The organism is Pradoshia sp. Z4_20 (assembly GCF_058216035.1).
In genome coordinates, this window is sequence record NZ_JBZAJD010000008.1 from 113,596 (window position 1) to 126,055 (window position 12,460).

The following is a 12,460-nucleotide window of genomic DNA, read 5'->3' on the forward strand; positions in this document are numbered from 1 at the left end:
GTACTGTAAAGTAATCTAAATTCCGGGGAACATTAGCCACTCATTCCATGTTCTATAAAAAACATCCCCCCTCCCCCATTAATCGATAATATTTACCTATCGTATCTAAGTAATAAAACAATGCTTATTCATTAACTATCTCACTTCTATCGGCAAGTCCAATTCGAGTGAATAGTTGTATTTCATTAATTCTTTATGATATCAAAAGAAGATATTGAGTAAGTCTACCTTTCTTTATTAATTTATTATCTTAAAAGAATCCTTCGCTCTCTTTTGGATATGCTAAAGGCATATTTAGTGAAAAAGAATGGAGGTTTCTTCATGAATAATCCACATATGAAAAAACTCGATGATATCGAAAAGGAATATCGGACAAATAGTAAGCTTGGCTTAAGCGACGCACAAGTAGCGGAACACCAAGCGAAATACGGACTTAATCAATTAAAAGGAAAGAAACAGAAGTCGCTCGTCCAACGTTTTTTTGAACAATTTAAGGATATCATGGTCTTGATTCTAATCATCGCGGCTGCGGTTTCCTTTTTCGTCGCCCTTAAAGGCCATGATACAAAGGAATATATTGAACCAGTTGTTATTTTAAGTATTGTTATATTGAATGCTGTACTTGGAGTTGTTCAGGAGAATAAGGCGGAAAGATCACTCGAGGCACTACAGAACCTTTCCTCTCCACGGGCAAAAGTCATCCGTAATGGAAAATTAACCGAGATTGAAGCAAGCCAGATTGTGCCTGGTGATCTAATCGAATTTGAAGCTGGTGATTTCATTCCGGCTGATGGAAGATTAGTTGATGCAGCTTCCTTAAAAATTGAGGAGTCAGCTTTAACTGGAGAGTCCGTTCCAGTTGAAAAGGATCAGAATGCAACAGTTAATGAGGATGCACCCCTTGGAGATCGAGTGAATATGGTTTTTTCAGGCAGCAGTGTTTCCTATGGTCGCGGAAAAGCAATTATAATTGGAACCGGAATGGATACACAAATGGGCAAGATTGCCGAATTGCTTGAATCAGCTGACCAAGGTCAGACACCTCTGCAACAAAAACTAGGCAAGCTAGGAAAGTACCTCGGCTTGCTGGCGCTTGCCATCAGTATTGTAATCTTTGCTATCGGATTCTTCTCAGGGATGCCGATACTAGAGATATTTATGACTGCAGTATCCTTAGCAGTCGCTGCTATTCCAGAAGGTTTGCCAGCAATTGTCACAGTCGTTTTAGCACTCGGCGTCCAGCGAATGGTCAAAAGAAATGCTATTATACGCAGGCTTCCAGCAGTTGAAACTTTAGGAAGTGCCTCTGTTATTTGCTCTGATAAAACAGGTACACTTACACAGAATAAAATGACAGTCATCAAAGCCTGGGTTAAAGGTGAACCAGAAGATATAACTGACCATGTTTCCGGTCCAATTAAATCCTTGCTTCGCCTTGGTTCACTTGCATCAAATGGGACCGTTGAAATCGTAGATGGAGAAGAAAAGCACATCGGCGATCCAACAGAGACTGCTATCCTTTCAGCAGCGCTTAAGAATCAAATGACAAAAGAAAGCCTTCATGAAGCAGCACCCCGTGTTGGTGAGATTCCTTTTGATTCTGACAGAAAGCTAATGACAACCATCCATGTAATAGAAGGAAAACCTTATGCATTAACAAAAGGTGCTTTTGATGTATTGATGAACCGTTGTAAAACTGGTGATTTTGAAGCTGCCAAGAGAATTAACAACCAAATGACGGATGAAGCTATGCGTGTTATCGCTGTTGCTTATAAGGAACTTGACAGTGTTCCTGATCACCCTAATAGCGATGAGATTGAGCATGATTTGCACTTTGTCGGCTTGCTTGGAATGATTGATCCTCCACGTGCAGAAGCTAAGGATGCCGTACAGGTTTGTAAAAGAGCTGGTATACGCCCGGTTATGATCACAGGTGACCATATTGGAACAGCAAATGCCATTGCCAAAGAACTCGGTATATTAAATGCCGGACAAAAGTCTCTTAGTGGTGCAGAACTTGAAAAAATGAGCGATCAAGCATTAAATGACTCAATCGATGAGTACTCTGTTTATGCACGTGTGTCACCGGAAGATAAAATACGGATTGTCCGCGCCTGGCAGCAAAAAGGTGCAATCGTATCAATGACAGGTGACGGGGTTAATGATGCTCCTGCCTTGAAGGCAGCTGATATCGGTTGCGCGATGGGTATAACGGGGACGGATGTCGCGAAAGGAGCATCAGATATGATCTTGACGGATGATAATTTTGCGACAATTGTCGATGCAGTAAAAGAAGGTCGCGGTACCTATGATAATATCCGCAAAGCCATTCAATTCCTGCTTGGCACTAATATGGGTGAGATATTTATTGTTTTCATTGCCATGATTATTTGGCAACAAACACCGCTCCTTGCCATCCATCTTTTGTGGCTGAACTTAGTGACAGACGGACTTCCTGCACTCGCTCTTGGAATGGAACCTGTTGAAGAAGATATTATGAAGAGGAGACCGAAGCCAAAAGCAGAAGGAATTTTTGCAGGTGGGCTCCTTTACCGGATTGTCCTTCAGGGGTTGATGTTTGCTGTACTTTCCTTAATCGGCTTTTATCTGGCAGGAGTCAATCTGAACTCATTAGGCGCTGCCCAAACAATGGCTTTTCTAGTTTTATCACTTTCGCAGCTCTTTCATGTTCTAAATGTAAGAACAACCAAATCTATTTTCCAATCCGATATTCGTGAAAATAAATATATGATTCTTGCCCTGCTTGCTTCACTTTTACTTATAGTTACGATTGTATTTATACCACCGCTTGCTTATATTTTCGAGGTAACTCCTCTTCCTTCTGAATACTATCTGATCGCGCTTGGACTTGGATTTGTTCCAATCATTGTAATTGAGATTGAAAAACTGATCAGAAGAACTAAGACAACCTAATTTCCAGCAGTTAAAAAGCACCCGATTGGGTGCTTTTTATTCGGCTAATCCATTCGGTTTTTCTGATTCTTTTCCCCTTGGTGTTACTAGAATAGCCTCTAGCTATTTTTACTTGGCTGTTTTCGTAAGTATTGTTGCTATTGATTAACGCTTGTTTTTATGAAAATAGCCACCTCCAAAAAGGAAGTGGTTGTACTTGTTATTGGACTAACTCTCCTGTTTGTTTAAGTACATTCCTTCACAAATATTATAAATAAAATCTCATTTAACTATACTATCTACCAAAAAATAAGGTAACAGCTCAACATCGAGCTGTTACCTATTTTTCACTTCAAAGAGCTATAAAACTTCATCTTCTTTTCTTTCTATTTTGTTCTTTAAATTTCTTGAAATTTTTCATGCCGCCTATGCTACTAAACATTTCATTTGCCTTTTCTTTTTCAATCATTTTAGAATTCAAACCTTGATACTTAGTCTCTTTTTTTAGTTTCCAGTAGCTTTCTAGCCTTTCAATTGACAAAAATCCATCTTTCATTGCTTTTTGTACTGCACAGTTTGGCTCATGTTGGTGTGTACAATCATTATATTTACAATCATTAGCAAGGTCTTCAATATCAGAAAAAGACTTGGTTAAATCTGCACTTATAATTCCAAGCTCTCTCATACCAGGAGTGTCTATAACAACACCTAAATTTTGCAACATAATTAATTCACGGCTTGTAGTAGTATGTTTGCCTTTATCATCATTCCTTATTTCATTTGTATCTAATAAGTCTTGGCCGATAAGGCAATTAATTAAGGTTGATTTCCCAACTCCAGATGAACCTATAAACGCTACTGACTTCCCATTTGAAAGATACTTTTTTAAAGATTGGCATCCTTCATCAGAAGTATTTGTTGTAACAATCACATCTATACCAATTGCAATAGAATATATTTCATCAAGTCTTGATGCTATATCATCACATAAATCTGACTTTGTAAGTACAACAACTGGGTTTGCACCACTGTCCCAAGCGATAGAAAGATAACGCTCTAGTCTACGCAGATTATAATCATTGTTCAGTGACATACAAATAAAAACCGTATCAATATTTGTAGCGACAATCTGAATATCTTTTTTGGTTCCTACCATTTTACGTCCAAATACGCTTTTTCGTGAAAGTATATGATGAATAATTCCGTTCCCCTTTGAATTATTTGTTCTGTCGATCATAACAAAATCTCCAACAGCAGGATATTCAGAAATTCCTGTTACATTATAGCGATACTTACCGGATATCTCAGCAACAACCTCACCACTTTCTGTAATCACCTTATATAAATTTTTAGATTGTGATGAAACTCGCCCAATAAAAAGGTCTTTATATATTGTAGACTCCTGTATGAATTCTTCAGTAAGTCCTAAATTTTTCATATCAATATTATTCAATTTCATTTCCTCCTAAAGTTTAGATAATAACTTTTGGGAGGTTTTATGCATTAGTTTATTTTGTGCATACCTCCCTATTTGTTACAATCTCCACATTTCGCTTGCTATACATAAACACAGCAGCTCCTTTCATTACTTATAAGTTTTATATTAGTACAATCCAACTCTAATGTTCAACACAAATTAAACAATGTTCTTTCACTAAACTGACCCGTTAGCAGCAAAAGAAAAGGCCGTCAATTTGACAGCCTTTTCTTTTGCTAATATCCCTGTTAACTCAATAAGAATCCCTGAATTGAAACATAAAAAACAAAACCAGAAACACCAATAGACATATAACCCCAAAATGCTTTTTTATCTTTTTGAAGCTCAATTAGTCCCGTAGTCAATATGAAAAAACTTAGTACCATCATTAAATAAGGCATATACTCAAAGTTCTTAGTTATTAGACCAAAAAACGCTAATGCAAGAACACCTATCGATAAAATAATTCTTAATGTTTTTAGCATATTTCTCTCCCCTTACAACAAGTCATATCCCCAAGTTTTTGTCTAATCATATCACATTTACATTATTATTCTATTCAATTCCTTCTTGAGCTAACCTGCCCCTTTACTTCCATAAGGAGTTCAACAGAAAAGGACATTAATCCTTCTTGGATCAACGCCCCTGTTAGTTCAATTAGTATTTAGATAATCTAAGACAATATCAACTCTTTCATTGACTGAATAATCCCCTTCAATTTTTAATACTGGACAAGATAAGTCTGCCATCCAATGCTCGTGCAATTTTTTACTTCTAACTTTCATTCCCGCACTATCATAAAGAGAAGCCCACTCTAAAAAAGTTTTCGATTGTTCATATTTGCTTCCGCCAGTTAATATTTGACTTCCATAACGCTCATATTCCCTCTGCTTTAACCTTTCAAGCCTTATATCTTGCGGAACCCATAAGAATATAACAAGGTCAAAATAACTTTTAAAGTTATCACCCCAACCACACACTGCACCAGAAAGAATCCAGTTTTCATTAAGTAATAAATCTTTTTCAAGCATTTCTCTTCTTTTAGGTACTTCTCTTTGTTTAGTAAATTTAGTTGTCCAAAAGTAGTCATCAGTATCAAGATGTGTATGAGGTAAGACCTTTGATAATGAAGAACCGAGCGTTGAAGTACCAGAACCAGAGGCTCCCAATATGTGTATTTTTTCTTTCATTTTCCCCATCCTTAATCATAGGCTTCTTCAACTCTTCTGCCCCTTTAGTTCAATAAGCTATAATAGCCAAAAATATTTATCCCTGCTTAAAGACTATGTATTATTTTGACGCTGTTAGCAAAGTGCTAATTGATAAATTTAATTCTTCTTTAAAGTTTTCCTCATATAGTTTCAATGAGGAATAACTAACTGATTGCATCAATATTCCTTTCAACCCAGTCTTCATATATAAATACTACCATTCGGGCTATTTTCAAGTCTGGTGTCTTTTCTTTAAATCCTGGTACTCTATGTGCTGAATACATATTTCGCCAATCCTTCAAACTCTTCCAGTACAAATTATAATCTTTCTCACTTAACTCTATGTTAGACAAAATAATTGGCTTTAAATCACCATCTAATCCAAGCTTCTTCCAGTGTATTTCATTTTCGTCAGTGCCAAAATTCATACACCAGAGATTAATTAACTGAAAGTAATGTGCATCTATTGTATACTTCCAAAATTCCTGAGAACCAAATCTACATAGGTTATCAAATTTCTCATTTAAATATCTAAAACTAGAATAAATGGCATAAAAAGCTTTTTAGTATTTCAAGCTGTTCATCCAAAACCGACTCATTAAAATTCATGTTACTCTCCCTGAAATTTATTTACTGGTTTTATCCCTAATTCGTTGATCGTCTTTTAGTCGTTGGTATGTTCTAATATCAATTATTCGCCATATTTTGTTCAAGTCCTTCTTCCGCTAACCTGCCCCGTTTGTTGAACAAGCCATCTTAATTCAACTGTACCACAAATTGGATATTTATATCCTTTTATTCAAGAGCAACAATCTATGCGAAAACAGCCTTTTATTTTTATGATCTTCCTCAAAAATATCTTCAATTTAAAATACGGTTGTATTTTGTGAAACAAATTCAACACGATTAACATGATTCGGGTTAAAACAGCCAAAATTAAAAAAACGACCAAAGGTCGTTTTTTATCATTTATACGGAAGTAACCGGATTATTACCTGCCTGTGTATCATTTAAGATGTTCTCAAACTTCTTATATTGCATATACATCGCTATTCTCCATGGCACAATCATTGAAAAAGCCAATAGCCAGAACATTCCTCCTGTTTCACCCAAATCAATTGATGAACTTAAAAATACCTTAAGGATGGTTCTGATTAAAATGAGTCCTATAAGGACAATTCCAAAAGCTTTCGACCGTTTCATATATATTTGTTTATCTTTAATTTCAAATTTGGATGTCTTTATTAAAAATATGGAAAAAAACATGCCCAGTATGATTGCCTCGAGTATTTCCATTCCAGTTAACCGAAAATATGGGAATACATACATAAGTGCACCGGTACTCATAAAAAACGGCGGCAATATAATCTTTTTGATAGAAGCCGGTTTTTGAGATGCCTTCATCCTTACTGCAAAAACAAAAAGTCCCATTATCACTGCAAGTATTGTAGATACTGCAAACATCATATATCATCATTCCTTTTAGCATACATTAATTTCAAACGTTTAATACGATTTATGTTAATCCAAGACACGCTTGACCGCATCTATTACCCTTATCTCTTCAAATGGTTTTATAATAAAGTCTTTTGCACCCGCTTCTATAGATTCTCTGACAATCTTTTGCTGACCCATTGCCGAACACATAATAATTTTGGCATCCGGGTATTTACCCTTAATTACTTTGGTCGCCTCTAATCCACTCATTAATGGCATCGTTACATCCATAGTAACCAAATCAGGCTTATACTTTTCATATAGATCAATTGCCTCTATACCTGATTCTGCTTCTCCAACAATGTGATGATTTCCTTTTTTAAGGATAGCTGCCAACGTCAACCGCATAAACTTTGCATCATCCACTATTAGAATATTAGCCATCTTTAGTTCCCCCTGTTACAAAATAAAAGTATAACTCTGTGCTGAATATGATTAAAACTAGTTAAAAACCACTCCATCCTCCGAATAAAGCGATAAAATAGGAGCTTATTTTGGTCATCCAATCAAAAAACAAAACGATTCCCATCAGAATCATTAACATTCCGCCTGCCTTCATAACTTTATCCGAGTTACGTTTGATCCAGCTTAATTTCCCAATAAAAAAAGACATAATAAAAAACGGAATAGCAAATCCTAAAATATAAGCTAACATGTAGAACATACCAGATTCCGGGTTGGTTCCGGTCATCCCAATGACAACCATTAAAATAGGTCCAGTACATGGAGTCCATCCTGCTGCAAAGGCAATTCCTATTAAAATTGATCCGATATAACCACCCGGACGATTTTTAAATTCAAAACGGTGTTCTTTCATAAGAAACTTCGGTTGAAAAAAGCCAATTATAATTAAGCCAAAAAAGACTATAAGAATAGCACCTAATTGCCGAATAATATCCCCATAGTTTTCAAAGAAGGTTCCAATATAAGATGCACTGAATCCCAGTGCTATAAAAATAATGGAAAATCCAATTAAGAAAAAGAAAGTATGTAATAGACTCCTTTTATGCATCATCGCGTTATCATTTTTTAATTCTCCAACCGACATTCCTGTTATATATGAAAGAAAGGCCGGATAAAGCGGAAGACAGCATGGAGATATAAAGCTGAGGAAACCTGCTCCGAATGCCAAAAATATATTAATATCACCCAAATGAAATTACCCCCACTGTTTCTAATTCATTCCATCTTACATTGTACCAAATTACTCCATATAAAGTAACTGTCTGAGCAGATGATAAAGAGTATAGTTTTAATTTTTCAATATATTTTACATTTTTAGTAAAATTTATGTATAATAGTTTTACCGCAATTCTTTTCTGTAAGAATATGTTATAACCTTGTAAATTTAAACATAATCCACTAAACGAGGAAGGATCTGCAACCATGGATAATCAAGAGTTGTTAGATAAAATAGAAATCAAGCGTGCAGAACTAGTTACTGTCGTCTCTCAGAATGGATTATCATCTCAAACAACCATTCAATATAGCCAGGAACTCGATCATCTGTTAAACAACTATCAACCTGAAAAAACATACAATAGATCAAAAATATCATGTTAAGCTAAAGTAAGAAAAACCTAAACACATAAGGATAGAATAGAGTTAGAAGAACTCATTCTTTTTCCATTAAAACACTGTTCAAACAGTTTCAGGAATCACCCAAAAGTATATTTCAGAAAAACAATAAATCGCATCCGATTCATCGGATGCGATTTATTTAGTTAGAGTCTTTATTTCAGCTTACATCTTTGTTGAAACTTGAACGCATACCGTTTTGAAGTAAATACATTTTATAATAAAGCCCTTGCTTAGCCAGCAATTCCTGATGTGTTCCCTGTTCAACAATTTGGCCTTGATGCAAAACAAGTATAAGGTTAGCATCTTGAATTGTGGAAAGACGGTGGGCAATTGCAATTGTCGTTCTGCCCTTTCTCATTTTTGCCAGGCTTTTTTGAATAGCCTCTTCAGTTTCTGTATCAATATTGGCTGTCGCTTCATCAAGAATAAGAATTTTAGGATCTCTCACGATTGTTCGCGCGAAGCCAATCAACTGCCTTTGACCGCTCGAAAATGTTGCTCCCCGCTCCACTACTAAATGATTATATTTATCAGGTAGCTTTTCAATGAAGGATTGTGCCTGAACAAAATTAGCTGCCTCTTCTATTTCATTGTCCGTTATTGTTTGATCATGCAAACTGATATTATCTCTAACAGACCCATAGAATAAGAAAGCATCCTGTAATACAAGCCCCATCTTCCCCCGCAGTTCTTCATTTGAATAACTTTTGATGGATTTCCCATCAATTAATATATCTCCTCTATTAAATTCATAGAAACGCATGATCAAATTTATGATAGAACTTTTTCCACTACCCGTATGTCCAACAAGTGCAACTGTTTCGCCCTCATTGACTTTAAAGGAGATGTTTTTTAGTACATCTCTCTTTCCATCATAAGAAAAACTAACATTTTTAAATTCAACGACACCCCGCTCGATTTTATACGTTTGAATGCTCTCTGCCCCGGGAGCTAACTCTTTTTCATCCAAAACAGCAAATACTCTTGATCCAGCCACAATTGCCTGCTGATATAAGGATAATCTTTGCATCACTTGGTTAACGGGTTCAAAAAACCGATCAATATAATTTACAAACGCATACAAAACACCTATTTCAACTACTGAATTCATCGAGTTGATCCCAAAGTAACTGAGCACAAGAACAATCGCAAATATATATACTAGATCTATCGCTGGCCTTAGCAATAACCCATCTATCTTAATATTCCTCATTCCTGCTTCATAATGTTTTTGATTAATCTCCTCAAACTCATCCTTTAAGCGTTTCTGCTGGCGAAACACCTGAATTATAGACATCCCCTGGAGAGATTCATTTAAATTGGCGTTCAACTGGCTTAGCCTTTCCCTGAGTTCTTGATAAAAAACACTGCTGAATTTACGATAAAATCTCATAAGCAAATATAAAATGGGCAGGATGAATAAACAAAACACAGCAAGCCTAACGTTCAAAATAAACATCGCAATAATCGTCCCTATCACGAAAAATCCACTGGATATAAAAGCTGCAATCACAGTCACAAACATATCCTTAATTGCTTCTGTATCATTAGTAATCCTGGATACAATTGCTCCTGCTGGTGTTTTATCAAAATATCTCAATCCAAGGCTTTGTACTTTACTGAAAACATCAACCCTAAGCTGCTGAATAATTTTTAAAGCGACAAGCTGGAACGAAAACTCTTGAAAATAAGTAATAAACATTTTAGCAAACAGGAGTATCAAATACCCGATTGCCAAAATAGCTATTGGCTTATACTGCATATTCATTGGCGTTAAATAATCATCAATGAATATCTTCACTAAAATAGGTCCTGTGATGTCAGCCACTGTCGCAAGAAATAATAAGAAAAATGCTCCTATTAATCTCTTTTTATATGGTTTCGCATAGGACAAGAGACGGAAGAGAATTGCTCGCTGTTCTTTTCCTGTTAATGATTTAAGTTCATCCATCTCTTATCCCCCCTGCTCCACTAATTCTTCTAATTGTTGCTGTTGGTACATTTCTTTATACCAGCCTTCCAAGTCCATTAACTCCCTATGCGTACCTTTTTGAACGATTTTACCGTCCTTCAGAACAATGATTAGATTGGCATGCTGGATAGCACTTAACCGATGGGATGTGATAATCGTTGTTTTGTGTACTCTGTTTTCCTTTAAATTCTGGAGGATTGTTGCCTCTGTTTTGGCATCGACTGCCGATAGTGAGTCATCCAGAATTAAGATTTCAGGATCAAGCATCAATGCCCTTGCTATACTGATTCTTTGCTTTTGACCACCAGAAAGCGAGACTCCACGTTCACCTACAACCGTATTATATCCTTCCGTAAAGCCTTCAATATCAGAATGAATATATGAAAGAATTGCCGCCTCCTTAATTTCTTCTTGGGTAGCATTCGGTTTAGCAAAGGCGATATTCTCACCAACTGTTGCTGAAAATAAAAAAGGATCCTGTGGTACATACCCAATTGCTTCTCGTAAGGATTTCAACGTATAATTTTGTACTTCGTGTCCTCCAATGCTTATGCACCCTTCTGTTGTCTCAAATTCCCTAATCAGTAATTTTAATAAAGTCGTTTTACCTGCACCAGTTTTCCCAACTATTCCGAGAGTTTCCCCTTTTTTTATCGTAAATGAGAGATCCTCCAGTACAGGTTCCTTTTCATCAGGATAAGTAAAGGATGAAATCTCAAATTCTATATCACCACTGGCTTGTTCGTTAAGAGCGCCAGTTTTATCAAAAATATCGGTTTTTTCAGCTAGGAGTTCAGTAATTCGATCATAAGATGCGTTCCCCCGTTGCACGATATTAAATAAGAATCCAAAAGCGAGCATCGGCCAAATCAATAATCCTAGATAGGTTGAAAAAGATACAAGTTCACCAATCGTCAAACTGCCCTCCATCACATATTTCGCGCCAACAGCGATTGAAATAAAATAAGAAAGTCCCGCCATTACACTGATAGTTGGATCAAACAAGGCATCTATACGCGCCACCGATATGTTTTTATCCACTACATCATTAGAGGAAGACCGAAAGGATTCAATATCCTCTCTTTCCTGGCCAAAGGTCTTGATCACTTTAATCCCATTTATGCTTTCCTGGGTCTTGTCATTCAATTCAGAAAAGGCAGCCTGAGCAGCCCTAAATCTTTTATGTAATAGCTTCCCATAATAGCTTGTTGAGATGGCAATAACGGGCATAGGAAGCAATGCAAACAACGTTAAACGCCAATCAATAAAGGCCATGGCCAGAACAACAAACCCACCGGTCGTTAGCGAATCAACCAAGGATAGGACACCGCTTCCTGCCGTTTGCTGGATTGCATTTAAGTCATTGGTCGCATGTGCCATCAAATCTCCGGTGCGCTTACGCTGGTAAAAGGATGACGGCATATTCGTGAAATGATCAAATAATCGATAACGAAGTTCTCTTGCTAACTTCACGGCTGAACCAAAGATCTTGATTCGCCAAAAATATCTTAATATGTACATACCAACGCCCGAAGCAATTAAAATAACAGTCAATTTCGAAAGACCTGCACCTGTCAGAGAATCATTATTAATCTGATCAACTACAATTCCTATAATTCTAGGTGGAATCAGCTGCAAAATAGCTACGAATAATAACATAATGATGCCAATTATGTATGCTTTTTTTTCTTTCTTAAAAAACCATTTTAGCTTTACAAAGATCTTCACAAATGCCCTCCTTTTCTCTTTTATAAGGCCTCCTTATTTTAGCAAATCAAATAAACCAAAGGAAGATTATTTTAAACTTTC

At 36.3% G+C, this 12,460-nt stretch carries 11 protein-coding genes; 2 read left to right on the forward strand and 9 right to left on the reverse strand.

Annotation, left to right across the window (positions count from 1 at the left end):
- Nucleotides 1-321: 321 nt before the first annotated feature.
- A complete protein-coding gene (locus AC4BHP_RS15880) occupies nucleotides 322-2,934 on the forward strand; it encodes a calcium-translocating P-type ATPase, PMCA-type (protein ID WP_490553333.1) in 2,613 nt (870 codons plus the stop codon).
- 349 nt (nucleotides 2,935-3,283) lie between these two features.
- Here AC4BHP_RS15880 and rsgA read toward each other — a convergent pair whose 3' ends face one another.
- The 7 genes from rsgA to AC4BHP_RS15915 all read right to left on the reverse strand — a co-directional run bounded on the left by rsgA (nucleotide 3,284) and on the right by AC4BHP_RS15915 (nucleotide 8,251).
- Complete coding sequence (gene rsgA / locus AC4BHP_RS15885) at nucleotides 3,284-4,366, reverse strand: ribosome small subunit-dependent GTPase A (RefSeq protein ID WP_490553335.1); 1,083 nt, start codon at nucleotides 4,364-4,366, stop codon at nucleotides 3,284-3,286.
- Nucleotides 4,367-4,638: 272 nt separating this feature from the next.
- Nucleotides 4,639-4,875 (reverse strand): DUF3953 domain-containing protein, encoded by a 237-nt coding sequence (locus AC4BHP_RS15890; RefSeq protein ID WP_140461420.1) that lies wholly within the window; start codon nucleotides 4,873-4,875, stop codon nucleotides 4,639-4,641.
- A gap of 168 nt (nucleotides 4,876-5,043) precedes the next feature.
- The gene (locus AC4BHP_RS15895; protein WP_066103966.1) at nucleotides 5,044-5,580 is read right to left on the reverse strand and encodes an ATP-binding protein; all 537 of its coding nucleotides are present in this window, start codon (nucleotides 5,578-5,580) and stop codon (nucleotides 5,044-5,046) included.
- A gap of 185 nt (nucleotides 5,581-5,765) precedes the next feature.
- Nucleotides 5,766-6,029: a hypothetical protein gene (locus tag AC4BHP_RS15900; protein ID WP_140461419.1), complete on the reverse strand. Its 264-nt coding sequence runs from the start codon at nucleotides 6,027-6,029 to the stop codon at nucleotides 5,766-5,768.
- A gap of 541 nt (nucleotides 6,030-6,570) precedes the next feature.
- Nucleotides 6,571-7,068, reverse strand: a complete 498-nt coding sequence (locus AC4BHP_RS15905) for a CcdC family protein (protein ID WP_139891987.1) — start codon at nucleotides 7,066-7,068, stop codon at nucleotides 6,571-6,573.
- 54 nt (nucleotides 7,069-7,122) lie between these two features.
- Nucleotides 7,123-7,482 (reverse strand): response regulator, encoded by a 360-nt coding sequence (locus tag AC4BHP_RS15910; protein ID WP_139891988.1) that lies wholly within the window; start codon nucleotides 7,480-7,482, stop codon nucleotides 7,123-7,125.
- 61 nt (nucleotides 7,483-7,543) lie between these two features.
- The gene (locus AC4BHP_RS15915; RefSeq protein ID WP_066103982.1) at nucleotides 7,544-8,251 is read right to left on the reverse strand and encodes a cytochrome c biogenesis CcdA family protein; all 708 of its coding nucleotides are present in this window, start codon (nucleotides 8,249-8,251) and stop codon (nucleotides 7,544-7,546) included.
- A 233-nt stretch (nucleotides 8,252-8,484) separates the two neighbouring features.
- Here AC4BHP_RS15915 and AC4BHP_RS15920 point away from each other — a divergent pair, with 233 nt between their 5' ends.
- Nucleotides 8,485-8,661 (forward strand): aspartyl-phosphate phosphatase Spo0E family protein, encoded by a 177-nt coding sequence (locus tag AC4BHP_RS15920; RefSeq protein ID WP_077248028.1) that lies wholly within the window; start codon nucleotides 8,485-8,487, stop codon nucleotides 8,659-8,661.
- Between the two features lie 175 nt (nucleotides 8,662-8,836).
- Here AC4BHP_RS15920 and AC4BHP_RS15925 read toward each other — a convergent pair whose 3' ends face one another.
- Together AC4BHP_RS15925 and AC4BHP_RS15930 are read right to left on the reverse strand one after the other, a co-directional pair.
- On the reverse strand, nucleotides 8,837-10,630 hold the full coding sequence (locus AC4BHP_RS15925; RefSeq protein WP_490553340.1) for an ABC transporter ATP-binding protein: 1,794 nt from the start codon (nucleotides 10,628-10,630) through the stop codon (nucleotides 8,837-8,839).
- A gap of 3 nt (nucleotides 10,631-10,633) precedes the next feature.
- Nucleotides 10,634-12,379, reverse strand: a complete 1,746-nt coding sequence (locus AC4BHP_RS15930; protein WP_490553341.1) for an ABC transporter ATP-binding protein — start codon at nucleotides 12,377-12,379, stop codon at nucleotides 10,634-10,636.
- Nucleotides 12,380-12,460: the final 81 nt, after the last annotated feature.